Genomic DNA, 14,049 nt, shown 5'->3' on the forward strand with positions numbered 1-14,049 from the left:
GGACATCACCATGACCGTTTTGACTCCTCCCGTTCCTCTGGCCACGCCGCGCCGCGCCAGGCTGGGGCTGACGCTGTTCATTCTCGCGCTGCTGCTGGCGCCCTGGGTGGCGGGCGCCGCCGGGGGCAACTACTGGGTGCGGGTCGTCGATTTCGCCCTGCTGTACCTGATGCTGGCGCTCGGGCTGAACATCGTGGTGGGCATGACCGGGTTGCTGGACATGGGCTTTATCGCCTTTTACGCCGTCGGCGCCTATTTGGCCGCGCTGCTGTCGTCACCGCATCTGACACAGCAATTCCCGCTGCTGCTGCAGTGGTTCCCCGACGGGCTGCACCTGTCGATGCTGGGTCTGATCCCGCTGGCGGCGCTGCTGGCGGCGGCGTGCGGCATCCTGCTCGGCGCGCCGACGCTGCGGCTGCGCGGCGATTATCTGGCGATCGTCACGCTCGGTTTCGGCGAAATCGTGCGCATTCTGATGCGCAATCTCGACCGCCCGGTCAACCTCACCAACGGCCCCAAAGGCATTTCCGGCATCGATCCGGTCAGCCTGTTCGGCCTGAAGTTTTCCGGCATGCATGAGTGGTTCGGCGTGCGTTTTTCCGGCCTGTACCTGTATTACTACCTGTTCGCCGCCCTGCTGCTGGCGATCCTGTTTATCAGCCTGCGGCTGCAGAACTCGCGCATCGGCCGCGCGTGGACGGCGATCCGCGAAGACGAGGACGCCGCGCGGGCGATGGGCATCAACACCCGCAACTTCAAGCTGCTGGCCTTCGCCATCGGCGCCACCTTCGGCGGCGTGGCCGGCGCGCTGTTCGCCGCGTTTCAGGGCTTCGTGTCGCCGGAATCGTTCACCCTGCAGGAATCGATCGCCGTACTGGCGATGGTGGTGCTCGGCGGCATGGGGCACATCCCCGGCGTGATCCTGGGCGCGCTGCTGCTGGCCGCCCTGCCGGAGCTGCTGCGCAGCAGCATGGGGCCGCTGCAGCAGGCGCTGTTCGGCCAGGTGCTGATCGACCCGGAAATCATCCGCCAACTGTTTTACGGCCTGGCGCTGATCCTGGTGATGCTGTATCGCCCGGCGGGCCTGTGGCCGGCCCGCCACGCACGGGGGAACGCCGCATGACGCCGCTGCTCGCTTTACACCATATCAGCAAACGCTTCGGCGGCCTGACGGCGGTGGATGACGTCAGCATGAGCATCCGCCAGGGGGAAATCTACGGCCTGATTGGGCCGAACGGCGCCGGTAAGACCACCTGCTTCAACCTGATCACCGGCCTGTATCGCGCCGACGCGGGCGAGTTCCGCCTGGCGGGCCAGCGCTATAAGCCCCAGGCGATCGACAAAGTGGCGCAGGCCGGCATTGCCCGCACCTTCCAAAACCTGCGGTTGTTCAATGAAATGAGCGTGCTGGAAAACGTGATGGTCGGCTGCCACGTGCGCACCCGCAACGGCCTGTGGGCGGCGATCGCCCGGCACCGTCGCGCCAGGGAGGAGGAACAGGCGGTGCGCGATAAATCTCATGCGCTGCTGGAGTACGTCGGCATCAGCCAATTCGCCCATTACCGCGCCGGCGATCTCGCCTACGGCCATCAGCGGCGGCTGGAGATCGCCCGCGCGCTGGCGACCGAGCCCCGGTTGCTGGCGCTGGACGAACCGGCGGCCGGCATGAACGCCAGAGAAAAAGTGGCGCTGCGCGAACTGCTGCTGCGCATCCGCGACAGCGGCAAAACGCTGCTGCTGATCGAACACGACGTCAAGCTGGTGATGGGTCTGTGCGATCGGCTGACGGTGCTGGATTACGGCAAAGCGATCGCCGAAGGCGAACCGGCTCAGGTGCGGCGCGAACCGGCGGTCATTCAAGCCTATCTGGGAGGCGGCGCGCATGTCTGAAGCCCTGCTGAGCGTTAAACGACTCAAAGTGTCTTATGGCGGCATTCATGCGGTCAAAGGCATCGATTTCACGGTGAGCGCCGGCGAACAGGTGACGCTGATCGGCGCCAATGGCGCGGGCAAAACCTCGAGCCTGCGGGCGCTGACCGGCCTGCAGCCGTTTGAGGGCGACATCCTGTTCGACGGCCGTTCGATTCGCGGCATGCCGCCGCACCGCTTGCTGCAGCAAGGGCTGGTGATGGTGCCGGAGGGACGCGGCATTTTCACCCGCCTGACGGTGCGAGAAAACCTGCAGCTGGGTGCCTATGCGCGGCGTGACGCATCGGCGGTGCGGCAAGATTTCGAACGCGTGTGCGCCACCTTCCCACGGCTGAGCGAGCGCCTGCATCAACCGGCCGGGCTGCTTTCCGGCGGTGAACAACAGATGGTGGCGATGGGCCGCGCGCTGCTCAGCCGCCCGCGGCTGCTGATCTTGGACGAACCGTCGATGGGGCTGGCGCCGATTGTGGTGGAGGCCATTTTCTCGGTCATCAAGCAGTTAGCCCGTGACGGCGTCACGCTGCTGTTGGTCGAGCAGAATGCCCGCCTGGCACTGGCGTCCACCGATCGCGCCTACGTTCTGGACAGCGGCAGCCTGAGCCACAGCGGCCGCTCCGCCGACATGCTGGACGATGAAAAAATCAAACGGATCTATTTGGGTGAATAACCGTTGTTACCTTTAACCGCACCAGGAGTATGACATGCAGCAGAACATTCGCATCAAGCCGTTGGCGCTGGCCGCCATGACAATGATCCTGAGCCTCCCGGCGCTGGCGGACGACACCGTGTTGATCGGTCTTGCCGGGCCGCTGACCGGCCCTTCCGCGCGCATCGGCAAAGATCTCGAAAACGGTGCACGGCTGGCGATCGCCGACGCTAACGCACAGAAACCGACGCTGAACGGCAAACCGGTCACCTTCAAGCTGGTGTCCGAGGACGATCAGTCCGACCCGCGCACCGCCGTGGCCGTGGCGCAGCGTTTGGTCGACGAAGGCGTCGCCGGCGTGGTCGGCCACTGGAACACCGGCACCAGCATCCCGGCGGCGCGCATCTATCACGACGCCGGCATCGCTCAGGTGGCGCCGGTGGCGACCGGTCACGGCTACACGCAGCAAGGTTTTGACACCAGCTTTCGCGTGATGGGCCACGACGACGACGGCGGCAACTACGCCGGGCAATATGCGGTGAAGACGCTGAAAGCCAAGCGCATCGCAGTGATAGACGATCGCACCGCTTTCGGCCAGGGGCTGGCGGACGAGTTTATCAAATCGCTGCAGGCCCAGGGCGTGCAGCCGGTCACCCGTGAGTATGTGGATGACAAGACCGTTGATTTCAGCGCCGTACTGACCACCGTCCGCAGTAAAAACGCCGATCTGATCTTCTTCGGCGGCGTGGATTCGCAGGCGGCGCCGCTGGCGCGCAAACTGAAACAGCTGGGCATGAACGCGCAGCTGATGGGCGCCGGCGGCTTCGTCAGCCAAACCTTCCTGACGCTGGCGCAGCGGGAAGGCGAAGGCGTCGTCGCGCTGGAGCCGGGGCTACCGCTGGAACAGATGCCGGGCGGCAAGGCGTTTGAACAAGCCTACCGCGATCGTTATCACACCCACATCGAACTGCATGCGCCCTTCGCCTACGACGCCACCCGGGTGCTGATCGCCGCCATTGAGCAAGCCGATTCGGCCAATCCGGCCGATTATCTGCCGAAACTGCGCGCCATACATTACCAGGGCGTCACCGGCGACATCGCCTTCGATGCGCAAGGCAACCTGCAACAGCCGAGCTTCACCCTGTACCGGGTGGTTGACGGCAAATGGCAGCCGCAAACCGTGTTGGGCGGCGCCAAGTCACAATAAATCAAGAGGAGCAAGGCGATGAGCTGCGCAAAAAACGAATTGGGCATTTTGGCCCGCAGAAAGATCGAGGCGGAGATCATCAAGCCGATCTACCAGATTCTGGTGCGTGAAATCGGCAAGGCGCGCGCTCAGGCGGTAATCGGCGAAGCCATCGAGAATGCCGCCATCGAGGCGGGCAAAAAGTTCGCCGCCCAGGAACCGAACGGCGCGGATCTGCGCAGCTTCGCCGCCTTGCAGTACCTGTGGGAAAAAGACGATGCGCTGCGCGTCGAGGTGATCAATCAGGACGCGCAGCACTTCGACTATAACGTCACCCGCTGCCGCTACGCCGAGATGTATCACGAGATGGGGCTGGGGGAGATCGGCCACCTGCTCTCCTGCGCTCGCGACAGTCAGTTTATCGTTGGCTATGCCCCTGACGTCGACCTGCAGCGCAGCCAGACCATCATGTCCGGCGCCCCCTGCTGCGATTTCCGCTACACCGCTAAAACGCCGGGAGAAGATCAATGACGTATCGAGTCAACGGCGAGCGCCTGTGGCAAAGCCTGCAGACGATGGCGCAGTTCGGCGCCATCGCCAATAACGGCATCACCCGGCTGGCGCTGAGTGAAGAAGATCGGCAAGCGCGCGATCAGCTGCGCGCCTGGGCGCTGGAGGCGGGTTGCACCGTACGCGTCGACAAAATGGGCAACATGTTCCTGCGGCGTGAAGGCGCTCGCCCCGAGCTGGCGCCGGTCGTCACCGGCTCGCACGGTGATTCGCAGCCCCGCGGCGGCCGTTTCGACGGCATCTACGGCGTGCTGGCCGGATTAGAGGTTATTCGTACCCTTAACGATCGGCAGATCGTCACCGAACGCCCGATTGAAGTGATCAACTGGACCAACGAAGAAGGCGCGCGCTTCGCGCCGGCGATGATCGCCTCGGGCGTGTTCGCCGGGGTATTCGACCTGGAATACGGCCTGACGCGCCGCGACGAGCACGGCGTCAGCCTCGGCGACGCGCTGGAGCGCATCGGCTACGCCGGCGAGTATCCGGTGGGCGGTTCGCCGATCCATGCCGCCTTCGAGTTGCACATCGAACAGGGGCCGATTCTGGAAGCGGAGCATCTCGACATCGGCGTAGTCACCGCCGCACAAGGGCAGCGCTGGTATGAACTGGAGGTCGTCGGCTTCAGCGCCCATGCCGGCACCACGCCGATGGAGCGGCGCCGCGACGCCCTGCTCGGCTTTGCGGCGCTGGTCACGGCGGTCAACCGCATCGGTTGGGATTTCGCGCCCGACGCGCGCGCCACGGTGGGCATGGCGCAAATCACCCCCAATTCGCGTAACGTGGTGCCGGGGCGCGTCTTTTTCAGCGTCGAATTCCGCCATCCGCAGGAGGCTATTCTGGCGCAGATGGAGCAGCGCCTACTGGCGGCGGTAAACGAGGTCAACGGCGGCGGCCTGGCCGCCCGGGCCGAGCGCATCTTCCAGTATCCCCCGATCGCCTTCGATCCGGGGTGTATTGGCAGCGTGCGTCACGCCGCGCAGGCATTGGGCTATCGCCATCGCGACATGATTTCCGGCGCCGGCCACGACGCCTGTTACCTTAATCGCGTCGCCCCGACCGCCATGATCTTCATTCCCTGCGTGGACGGCATCAGCCACAACGAGCGGGAAGATATCACCCCCGCCTGGGCCGCCGCCGGCGCCGATGTGTTGCTCAACGCCCTGCTGGCGCACGCCGACGCCTGATCCTCGCCCCGGTTTGGCGCCGGGGCAAAAAATATTCAACAAAACGGTTGAATATTAGCCTGCCTGATCTATATTCAACCATATGGTTGAATTATCTTCCTCACAGCTGGACGCCATTTTTCATGCGCTGGCCGATCCGACCCGCCGCTCGATGTTACGCGCGCTGGCCGGCGGTGAACGCAGCATCGGCGAACTGGCCGCGCCGTTGCAGATGTCGTTCGCCGGCGCCTCCAAGCACGTGAAAGCACTGGAACATGCGGGCCTGGTGCAACGCACCGTGCAAGGAAGAAACCATATCTGCCGGCTCGAACCCGAGCCTATGGCGCAGGCCATGCACTGGCTGCAAACCTATGAACATTTCTGGACTGAACGGCTGGATGCGCTCGAACAGGCGCTGCTGCAGCCCGAACAGCTTCCTCCCAAGGAGTGAACCATGAATGATTACGGCATGATTATCGAACCCGGTACGCTGCGCATCCAGCGGTTGCTGCCCGGCCCCATCGAGCGAGTGTGGGCTTACCTGACCGAATCCGACAAGCGCGCCACCTGGCTGGCGGCCGGCGCCATGAAGTTGGAAAACGGCGCGCCGCTGGAGCTGGAGTTTCGCAACTCCGATCTGGCGGACGAGCACGAGCAACCGCCGGCCAAGTACAAACAGCATGGCGGCTGCGTCAGCAACCGCGGCCACATCACCTGCCTGTTCCCGCCGCGCCTGCTGAGCTTTACCTGGGCCGAACAGGAGCAGGGGCGCCCTTCCGAAGTGACCTTCGAGTTGACGGAACAGGGAAACGCGGTGCTGCTAACGGTCACCCACCGGCGCCTGGCTAACCGCGACGAGATGCTCAGCGTCGCCGGCGGCTGGCATACCCATCTGGATATTCTGCTGGATCGCCTGCACGATCGGGCGCCGCAGCCGTTCTGGAGCACCCATGCCCGGCTGGAAGAAGAGTACCGCGCCCGCCTGTAATTACGACTCGTCCCTGCGCCTGAACGCCAGATAACCGGCGATCAGCGTAAAACTGCCGACCAGCAACACCAGCAGGATAAAACCGTGGTGATTGCTGGCCAGCGGTATCCCTCCGACGTTCATGCCGAAAAAACCGGCGACGATGTTGATAGGCAACGCCAGCACGGTGATCACCGTCAGGGTGTAAAGCGTGCGGTTATTCTGCTCCATCAGTTTGGCGCCCAGCTCTTCCTGCAGCAGCCGAATGCGTTCGGTCAGGCTGGCGAGATCGTTCAACACCACGGTGAACTCTTCGGTAAACTGCCGCAGATCCTGCACCACCTCACGGCTCAGCCAGCTCGGCGGCCGGTTCAACAGGCGAAACAGCGCGGCCGGCTCCGGCGCCAACAGGCGCTGAAAGCGCAATAGCATGCGGCGCATGCGCCCCAGCTCGGCGCGGTTGCGTTTAACGCGGCTCGTCAGCAGACGATCCTCGATGGTATCGACATACTGGTTGGCCTGCCGCACCACCTGCTCCAGCACATCCTCCTGCTCTTCCAGCAGGTGCGCCAGCAGTTCGGTGGACGACGCCAGCTGCAGCGCCGTCAGGCGGCCCAGCAACCGCTCGATCAATCGCACCGGTTTATGACGCACGGTCACCACCAGCCCACGGCGGCAATACAGCCACAGCGTCGCCGTTTCCGGGTTGTTGTCTTCAGGGTGGAAGATCACGTCGTTGAGCACGGCGAACAGATCGTCGCCCTGCCGCTCGATGCGAGTAGTGTGGGAACCGTGGCGAATTTCGTGAAAGAAAAAATCGGAAATGGCGAAATGGTTTTTCAGCCACTTCTCCGCCGCCGCGTGGTTGAGATTGAGGTGCAGCCAGATAAAACCGTCGCCGGGCGACAACGTTTGGTAAGCCAGGCAAACCTGCTGCGAGTTCAGGCGCGCCGGCGGCTCGCCGGAGCGAAACGCATGGCCGTAGATCAGCCCGGTCACTTCATCATCAAAATCCAGCTTGTGCATCTTTTCCGCTGCCCTTTGCACCATAACGCCTTATCCTGCCTATTGCCGTTAGCCCAGATCGTCCACGCTGTTATAACAAGCTTTATCGCTCGGCGTTAATGATTTTCAACGCACTTGCTCATTAATATTTCCGTCATAAAAACGTCATTTCATTTTAAAAAGTTTTCATCCCTTGCCCGTTCAGCAACCGCACAATGGCTAAATGAATATAGCGGCTGATACCCTCCATCATGCAAGACACATTCATTTAAGGAACACGCTCAATAAGGAGACAACGACAATGAACAAGTTTATTACGGGCGGATGGAGCCAGTCTCTGGCTGGCCAACCGCATAAAGCGTTTGATGTCATGATGTACGGCATGGTAACCAACCTTGATGGATTAACCACAGGCACCTCAGCCCAGCCAGGATGGAGTCCGGAAAAACAAAACAAACCCGATACGCTTCCCGGCTTTAACGGAAAGGCGCTATGGGTTTACGGCGGCGGCGGATGCTCCCCGCAGCAAAAGCCGGCCAATGAGGATGAAGTGTTGAGGATCGTCGCGGCCACGGTCGATCGGGGCTGGGATGGCGTCGATTTTGATGACGAATGCAATATGAACACCGAACGGGTCATCGAAGCCATGAAACGGCTAAAAGAGGCCGGGAAAGAGACCAGCTTTGGTTTTATTGCCGGTTATTCTTACAACCACCCCAATACGGAAAATGGCAACAAGCTCAACGAGAAAGTCAGAAAAATCATTCAATCAGACCAATGCGACCGCTTTATCCATTACTGTTATGCGGCAGCGATGTGGAGCAATGACGATATTCTCGCTAATGTGATCCCGGCATTAAAACAATCGTTGGCGAACGGGGCCGAAAATAAAAAATGCATTCTGGCCCTGACGACCAAAGGATTGACCGACTGGAATTTAAATTACTTTATCGATCAGGTTTTGGACTTTAACCTTGGCGGATTATTTATTTGGAATTACGCTAACCTGACGGATGAGCACGATAAAATTATCCAGCGCCGGCTAGGCAATTAGCGCAGTTCGATTTGTCGCCGCACAACAAGCGGCCGCATTCGCGGTCGCTTTATCAGCTAAAGAAAGGGCTATTCAATAAATCCCAGTTTAAACTGCGCCTTGCCCGCCAGCGACATCAGGCTCGCATCTTCAGGATAGGTCGCCAGCAGCGGGAAAAAGACTGCGCCGCCGATAATGCTGCGGCGCTTTGAATCTGCCGGGCGCAGCCCCCAGATATTCTGGTACGTCATCGGCACAACCTGGCCGTCAATGAGCGCATTGCCGATATACAGCATGATATGGCCCGGAATGTAAACCAGCGTGGTGAAGGGTTTGCCGTGATCTTTGAGATAGCGCAACCGTTCACTGGTGTTCGCTTGAGCAAGATCAACCACCCGGGTGGCCGCCTGTATCTGCGCGGCGGAATTTCTGGGAAGAAAGAGGCCAAAAGGCATCAACAGACTGCGCAGTTCGGCGGAGCAGTCATTATTGAAGTTATAGTTCCCCCAGCCATAAGGCCTGCCGCTCATTGACCGCATCAGTACGGCAAGATGTTCGGGCGTCATTTTCCACGGCATGTCGGCAAATTCCCCCTTCTTGACAACGACCCGGCGCATCTGTGCGCGGCCATCCTCTCGGCGTACCGGCACGGCGACCACAAAAAGGCCCTGTCGGTGACGGTAAAATGGCAGAATCGTGCCGTGGCGCGCCGTAAAATAAAACTGGCCGCCCGTTTGCACCGAAACCGGCTGTTTAATGAATGCCCCCAGATTTTTCCCCGCCAGCGCCAGCCATTCTGAGACAAACCGCTGATCCGCCGCCGCGATGTCTTCGCTATGCACCCAACCGATCACCGTAGGCGACATGACGTATTTCCAGCGTTTATCGCGGCTTTGCGTAATAACGTATACCGGAGTGCCGGGGCGGATAGACGAATCCTGCAGATTATCAAAGGGATAACCTTGTCCAGCCAGGCGAGGGTCGTCATAAGCCGGATCGTCCGTCGGCAGGATCCTGACCAGCGTCTCCCTGACCGCAATGCCTCGGGCCGAAGAATGATAAACCTGGCTAATGTCCGTAGACGCGTTATCTCTGACTTGCTGTTTCCAGCGGTCGGTGTGAGTCCTGAAGTTTTCCCCCCAGGAGACACTTCCACGGCCAAGGTATTTATCCATTGCGGCATCACGGTGGCTTTCCGCTTCGCGGTTCAGGACGGCAGCGATGTAATGCGGATTCCAGGGGGATTCATCGTTCGGCCCCATGCCAAAATAGTGAGATTTGAGGGCGGAAAAATGACGTTGCTGCGTGGCGGCATCCATCACAGGCATCCGCTGCTGCGGACCAGGCGGCAACCATTTATCGACAGACTGCGAATAGTTCCCCAGCGGGAACAACGATTTGGTGGCATCGATAGGGGCTGTCGCCGTGGCGTCTTGAGGGGGCTGGCTGACCGGCGCGCTGTGGCAGGCCGACAGCAGCAGCAGAGTCATCAGGCACAGCGGTTTTATTCCATTAGGCATACGTTATCAACTCCATGATAGGTTAAAATCCCTGCTTTATCCTGACGCGAAATTATTCGAATTGATACTTAATAACACCTGCGATTGATTTCCCGTTGAAGAAAACAAAGCCGGAGGCAACCCCATGACAGACGCCGACCGGATTTCCCGCCGCCGCACAGAATGCGATCGACCTTCCCGCCCTGCGCCGCCAAATCTGCTATCCTGCGGCTTTGCTTTCTGACAGGAGTCCTCCATGCGCCAACGCATCATTGTCTGCCCGCTGATTGAAAACGATAACGCCTTCCTGCTGTGCAAAATGGCCGCGCACAAGGGCGTATTTCCCGGCCAGTGGGCGCTGTCCGGCGGCGGCGTCGAGCCGGGTGAGCGGATAGAGCAAGCGCTGCGGCGCGAAGTGCGCGAAGAGCTGGGCCCCGCACTGATCCTCGACAGCATCACGCCCTGGACCTTCCGCGACGACGTGCGCATCAAAACCTACGCCGACGGCAGCCGGGAACAAATCTACATGATTTACTTGATTTTCGACTGCCACGCCGCCAACCGCGACGTGACGATCAACGATGAATTCGACGACTACGCCTGGGTGCCGCGCGAACGCCTGGCGGACTACGATCTGAACGAAGCCACCCGCTTCACGCTGCGGCAAAAGGGATTGCTGTAACAGTTTGAGCGATTATCACCCTATTTCCTTCACATTTGCCGGGCAGACTCTTTTGATATTTTTTAATCACTTAGGGTCACTATTGCCGTCGCTATGCTTTTATTTCTCCCTGTTCTCCGTCTGTCCGTCCGGCGCTTCGGCGCCGCCGCCCTGTTCAGCCTGCTGTTCGTTTTGGCACCCGCCCATGCCGCCGCGCCGCCATTGGTGTTGAATGCCAAATCGGTGCTGGTCGTCAATCAGCGTACCGGAAAAACGCTCTATCAGAAGCAACCGAACCGCGTGCTGCCGATCGCGTCTCTGTCCAAGCTGATGACCGCCATGGTCGCCCTGGACAGCAAACGCCCCATGGGCAGTCAACTCAAAGTCACCGCCGCCGATCGCGATCTGCTGAAAAAAACCCATTCGCGGCTGACCATCGGCTCGGTGCTCAGCCGCCGCGACATGCTGCACATCGCCCTGATGTCTTCGGAAAACCGCGCCGCCGCGGCGCTGAGCCGCAGTTATCCCGGCGGGCGCAAGGCCTTCGTGGCGAAAATGAATCAGAAAGCGCGCGCCATCGGCATGAAACGCGCCCGTTTCTACGATCCGACCGGGCTAACGCCGCGCAACGTAGCCACCGCCAGCGATCTGCTGAAAATGGTCAATCACGCCTATCGCTATCCATTGATTCGCCGCTTCAGCACCGACAAGCAGCAGATCGTGCGTCCTGGCCGCGGCCAGCTGGTCTATCGCAGTTCCAACGGTCTGATCAACAACCCGGCCTGGAAGATCCAGCTGCAGAAAACCGGCTTTACCGACGAGGCCGGTCACTGCCTGGTGATGCGCACCACCATCAAAGGGCAGCCGGTGGTGATGATCTTGCTTGGCGCGCAGCCGCGCTACGGCCACTACCGTGACGCCATTCGTCTGAAGGCCTGGCTGGAGCGGTAAAATCGCGGCGCTTTACCGTTCTACGCATATCCAAATCCGTTTTGGATCAATGGAATATCCTATCGCCAATCAGTATTAAGCCGCGCGCCGCCCGCATGGTATTTGTCAGGCATATCTGATGATGAAAGGAGCGGGAAAAATGGCTTATGCCTTGAGCATATTGGAAAAAAGTCCGATCGCCGACGGGGAAAGCGCCGCGCAGGCGCTGGCGCGCACGCTGCAGCTGGCGCAACGGGCGGAACGCTGGGGGTATCGGCGTTTCTGGCTGGCGGAGCACCACAACACGCCGCAGCTCGCCTGCCCGTCGCCGGAAGTGCTGATCGGCTACCTGCTCGGCCAGACGACGCGCATTCGCATCGGCTCCGGCGGCGTGATGCTGCAGCACTACAGCGCCTACAAGGTGGCCGAAAACTTCAACCTGCTGGCGGCGCTGGCGCCGGGACGCGTCGATCTCGGGGTGGGCAAAGCGCCCGGCGGGCTGCCGCTCGCAACCCAGGCGCTGCAGGCGGCCCACGATCGGCAACGCAAGCCGGACTTTCCTCAGCAGCTGTCGCAGTTGACCGCCTATCTGAACGACGACGCCGAGCCCGGCCTGAGCGCCACACCGCTGCCGCCGCAGGGCGCGCAGCGTTTTCTGCTCGGCGCCAGTAAAGAAAGCGCGACGCTGGCGGCCGAGTCCGGCTGGGCCTTCGTGTTCGCCGCGCATTTGAACGGCAATCCGCAGGATATCCGCGACGCGCTGGAGCACTACGCCGCACACAGCGGCGGCCGCAAGGCGCTGCTGGCGGTGGCGGCGATCGTGGCCCCCAGCGAGGAACAGGCCGCGGCATTGGCGGCCGACATTCGGCAATACCGCGTGCACATTGCCGGTGAGCAGAGTGTGACCGTCGGCAGCCTGGCGCAGGCGGAGAGTTTCGTGCAGCAGGCCGGCGCCACCGACTACCGCATCGAGCCGCGGGAAAGCCATATTCTGCTCGGCACCGCGCAGCAGGTGCATCAGCAACTGGCGCAGCTGCAGCAACAGTACGGCGTGGAAGAGTTCATCATCGACACGCCGATCGCCGAACCGGCCGCCCGGTTAGCCTCGCTGCAGTTACTGGCGGAGGAGAGTTTGACGCCGGCTTAGTTGATCGCCGCCGCCGCCCGCATGGCTTCGGACAGATCCTGCGCCAGCGGCGCCAACTGCGACGGCGTGACGTTCGCCAGGCTGACGCGGAGCGCCGGACCGCACTTCAGGCGGAAAGGTTCACCGCCCTGCACCAGCCATCCCCGCTGCGCCATCAGCTGCGCGGCGGCGGTTTCCGAACGCACCGGCACCCACAGATGCAGCCCTTCACCTACCGCCAGCGCCGTGTGATTCAACGCATTGAGCCGCTGGACCAGCTCGTCCCGTCTGGCCTGATACGCCTGTTGCGCCCGCTGCAATTGCCCTTCCTGCAAGGCTTGTTCCCACAGTCTGGCGGCGATCTGCTGCAAGATATGGCTGACCCAGCGTTCGCTGATGTACTGATCGGCGCGCATCGCCTGCAGCAAGGTCGGGCTGCCGCAGGCCAACGCGATGCGCAGATCCGGGCTGAGAAACTTGCTGAGCGACAGCACGTACAGGCCGCGATCGCCGTCGAACGGCAGATGCAGCGGCTGTTGCGACAACGGCCCCCAGAAATCGTCGACGATCGCCAGACACTGCGGATGGCCGCGCAGAAAACCTCGCCACTGCTGCGCACGTTGCGCTGAAAGCGAAGCGCCGGTCGGATTATGGGCGCGCGGCGTCAGGATCACCGCGTCGGCCGTGCCACTCTCCGGCAGCCGACAGCCCTGTTCATCCACCGCCAGCGGCAGCGGCCGCAGGCGCAGGTGACGCAGCAGCGTCAATAGCGGCGGCCAGCAGGGATCTTCCACCCACACCGCCGCCCCAGGCTGGGCATGGCAGCGCAGCGCCTTTTCCATCGCGTCCAACGCGCCGGAAAACACCGCCGGTTCCCCCAGGGCCACGCCCTGGCGCCCGAGCCACTCACGCCCGAGACCGGTCAATACCGGCAGGTCGCCGCTGATGTCATAGCCGTTTTGCTGCGGGAACACCTCCGCCGCGCCAAGCCTCAGTGCCGGCAGCAAAGCGGCATCCAGGTTGCCGCTGGCCAGATCGCACATCCCCGCCGGCACCTGGCGCGGCGTATAGGCCGCACTCACCGCCGCCAGCGGCGGCTCCAGCACCACCGTACCCGCCCGCCCGCGCGTCGCCACCAGGCCGGCATCGCGCAATCTGGCGTATGCGCTGGCCACGGTATTCGGATTGACCTCCAGCTCCGCCGCCAGCTGGCGTACCGGCGGCAACAGTTCGCCCGGCCGCAGCGCGCCGTTTTTGATGCGTGCTGCGATCTGCTCGGCAATCTGGACAGCGCCGTCGCCTTTTGCATACAATGAAGCCATACATAAATCCTT

The 14,049-nt window shown here is 61.8% G+C and carries 15 protein-coding genes; 12 read left to right on the forward strand and 3 right to left on the reverse strand.

The genetic code is table 11. The annotated features are described in order from the left end of the window. Positions 1-10 precede the first annotated feature (10 nt). The 8 genes from HWW83_RS08010 (at position 11) to HWW83_RS08045 (ending at position 6,482) form a co-directional block, all read left to right on the forward strand. The gene (locus HWW83_RS08010) at positions 11-1,123 is read left to right on the forward strand and encodes an ABC transporter permease subunit (RefSeq protein ID WP_033643184.1); all 1,113 of its coding nucleotides are present in this window, start codon (positions 11-13) and stop codon (positions 1,121-1,123) included. Next, positions 1,120-1,890, forward strand: coding sequence for an ABC transporter ATP-binding protein (locus HWW83_RS08015; RefSeq protein ID WP_176589191.1), 771 nt, complete (start codon positions 1,120-1,122; stop codon positions 1,888-1,890). The genes HWW83_RS08010 and HWW83_RS08015 overlap by 4 nt, the downstream gene beginning before the upstream one ends. Beyond that, on the forward strand, positions 1,883-2,596 hold the full coding sequence (locus HWW83_RS08020; protein ID WP_033643186.1) for an ABC transporter ATP-binding protein: 714 nt from the start codon (positions 1,883-1,885) through the stop codon (positions 2,594-2,596). The genes HWW83_RS08015 and HWW83_RS08020 overlap by 8 nt, the downstream gene beginning before the upstream one ends. Positions 2,597-2,672: 76 nt before the next feature. Continuing rightward, the gene (locus tag HWW83_RS08025; RefSeq protein ID WP_346405209.1) at positions 2,673-3,782 is read left to right on the forward strand and encodes a branched-chain amino acid ABC transporter substrate-binding protein; all 1,110 of its coding nucleotides are present in this window, start codon (positions 2,673-2,675) and stop codon (positions 3,780-3,782) included. Between the two features lie 18 nt (positions 3,783-3,800). Next, positions 3,801-4,292 carry an L-2-amino-thiazoline-4-carboxylic acid hydrolase gene (locus HWW83_RS08030; protein WP_149542461.1) on the forward strand — a complete coding sequence of 164 codons (492 nt, stop codon included), beginning with the start codon at positions 3,801-3,803 and terminating at the stop codon, positions 4,290-4,292. Next, positions 4,289-5,515: a Zn-dependent hydrolase gene (locus tag HWW83_RS08035; protein ID WP_176589192.1), complete on the forward strand. Its 1,227-nt coding sequence runs from the start codon at positions 4,289-4,291 to the stop codon at positions 5,513-5,515. Before HWW83_RS08030 ends, HWW83_RS08035 begins: the two co-directional genes overlap by 4 nt. 82 nt (positions 5,516-5,597) lie before the next feature. Then, the gene (locus HWW83_RS08040) at positions 5,598-5,945 is read left to right on the forward strand and encodes an ArsR/SmtB family transcription factor (RefSeq protein WP_004938187.1); all 348 of its coding nucleotides are present in this window, start codon (positions 5,598-5,600) and stop codon (positions 5,943-5,945) included. 3 nt (positions 5,946-5,948) lie between these two features. Then, the gene (locus tag HWW83_RS08045) at positions 5,949-6,482 is read left to right on the forward strand and encodes an SRPBCC family protein (protein ID WP_176589193.1); all 534 of its coding nucleotides are present in this window, start codon (positions 5,949-5,951) and stop codon (positions 6,480-6,482) included. Here the strand turns inward: HWW83_RS08045 and HWW83_RS08050 are convergent, their stop codons facing one another. Continuing rightward, the gene (locus HWW83_RS08050) at positions 6,483-7,511 is read right to left on the reverse strand and encodes a transporter (protein ID WP_033643191.1); all 1,029 of its coding nucleotides are present in this window, start codon (positions 7,509-7,511) and stop codon (positions 6,483-6,485) included. A gap of 256 nt (positions 7,512-7,767) precedes the next feature. On the opposite strand from HWW83_RS08050, the gene HWW83_RS08055 reads away from it, so the two are divergent. Continuing rightward, a complete protein-coding gene (locus HWW83_RS08055; RefSeq protein WP_122003862.1) occupies positions 7,768-8,520 on the forward strand; it encodes a hypothetical protein in 753 nt (250 codons plus the stop codon). Between the two features lie 68 nt (positions 8,521-8,588). Here HWW83_RS08055 and HWW83_RS08060 read toward each other — a convergent pair whose 3' ends face one another. After that, positions 8,589-10,019, reverse strand: a complete 1,431-nt coding sequence (locus HWW83_RS08060; RefSeq protein ID WP_122003863.1) for an SH3 domain-containing C40 family peptidase — start codon at positions 10,017-10,019, stop codon at positions 8,589-8,591. 235 nt (positions 10,020-10,254) lie between these two features. On the opposite strand from HWW83_RS08060, the gene nudI reads away from it, so the two are divergent. From nudI to HWW83_RS08075, 3 genes are all read left to right on the forward strand, one after another. Next, entirely contained in the window at positions 10,255-10,680 is a 426-nt protein-coding gene (gene nudI / locus HWW83_RS08065) for a nucleoside triphosphatase NudI (protein ID WP_046687112.1), read from the forward strand. Between the two features lie 93 nt (positions 10,681-10,773). Then, complete coding sequence (gene pbpG, locus HWW83_RS08070; protein ID WP_047575080.1) at positions 10,774-11,610, forward strand: D-alanyl-D-alanine endopeptidase; 837 nt, start codon at positions 10,774-10,776, stop codon at positions 11,608-11,610. 139 nt (positions 11,611-11,749) lie between these two features. Further along, positions 11,750-12,736 (forward strand): MsnO8 family LLM class oxidoreductase, encoded by a 987-nt coding sequence (locus tag HWW83_RS08075; protein WP_046687114.1) that lies wholly within the window; start codon positions 11,750-11,752, stop codon positions 12,734-12,736. On the opposite strand, the gene HWW83_RS08080 is transcribed toward HWW83_RS08075, so the two are convergent. Next, positions 12,733-14,037, reverse strand: coding sequence for an aminotransferase class I/II-fold pyridoxal phosphate-dependent enzyme (locus HWW83_RS08080; protein ID WP_176589194.1), 1,305 nt, complete (start codon positions 14,035-14,037; stop codon positions 12,733-12,735). The genes HWW83_RS08075 and HWW83_RS08080 overlap by 4 nt on opposite strands. Positions 14,038-14,049: the final 12 nt, after the last annotated feature.

It is taken from the genome of Serratia ureilytica (assembly GCF_013375155.1).
GTDB classification, from domain to species: Bacteria; Pseudomonadota; Gammaproteobacteria; order Enterobacterales; family Enterobacteriaceae; genus Serratia; species Serratia ureilytica.

What these genes read in the sequence shown, in the direction of transcription:
- HWW83_RS08010 (WP_033643184.1), top strand. Translation starts at nt 11, where the DNA reads ATGACCGTTTTGACTCCTCCCGTTCCTCTGGCCACGCCGCGCCGCGCC.
- HWW83_RS08015 (WP_176589191.1), top strand. Translation starts at nt 1,120, where the DNA reads ATGACGCCGCTGCTCGCTTTACACCATATCAGCAAACGCTTCGGCGGC.
- HWW83_RS08020 (WP_033643186.1), top strand. Translation starts at nt 1,883, where the DNA reads ATGTCTGAAGCCCTGCTGAGCGTTAAACGACTCAAAGTGTCTTATGGC.
- HWW83_RS08025 (WP_346405209.1), top strand. Translation starts at nt 2,673, where the DNA reads ATGACAATGATCCTGAGCCTCCCGGCGCTGGCGGACGACACCGTGTTG.
- HWW83_RS08030 (WP_149542461.1), top strand. Translation starts at nt 3,801, where the DNA reads ATGAGCTGCGCAAAAAACGAATTGGGCATTTTGGCCCGCAGAAAGATC.
- HWW83_RS08035 (WP_176589192.1), top strand. Translation starts at nt 4,289, where the DNA reads ATGACGTATCGAGTCAACGGCGAGCGCCTGTGGCAAAGCCTGCAGACG.
- HWW83_RS08040 (WP_004938187.1), top strand. Translation starts at nt 5,598, where the DNA reads ATGGTTGAATTATCTTCCTCACAGCTGGACGCCATTTTTCATGCGCTG.
- HWW83_RS08045 (WP_176589193.1), top strand. Translation starts at nt 5,949, where the DNA reads ATGAATGATTACGGCATGATTATCGAACCCGGTACGCTGCGCATCCAG.
- HWW83_RS08050 (WP_033643191.1), bottom strand. Translation starts at nt 7,511, where the DNA reads ATGGTGCAAAGGGCAGCGGAAAAGATGCACAAGCTGGATTTTGATGAT.
- HWW83_RS08055 (WP_122003862.1), top strand. Translation starts at nt 7,768, where the DNA reads ATGAACAAGTTTATTACGGGCGGATGGAGCCAGTCTCTGGCTGGCCAA.
- HWW83_RS08060 (WP_122003863.1), bottom strand. Translation starts at nt 10,019, where the DNA reads ATGCCTAATGGAATAAAACCGCTGTGCCTGATGACTCTGCTGCTGCTG.
- nudI (WP_046687112.1), top strand. Translation starts at nt 10,255, where the DNA reads ATGCGCCAACGCATCATTGTCTGCCCGCTGATTGAAAACGATAACGCC.
- pbpG (WP_047575080.1), top strand. Translation starts at nt 10,774, where the DNA reads ATGCTTTTATTTCTCCCTGTTCTCCGTCTGTCCGTCCGGCGCTTCGGC.
- HWW83_RS08075 (WP_046687114.1), top strand. Translation starts at nt 11,750, where the DNA reads ATGGCTTATGCCTTGAGCATATTGGAAAAAAGTCCGATCGCCGACGGG.
- HWW83_RS08080 (WP_176589194.1), bottom strand. Translation starts at nt 14,037, where the DNA reads ATGGCTTCATTGTATGCAAAAGGCGACGGCGCTGTCCAGATTGCCGAG.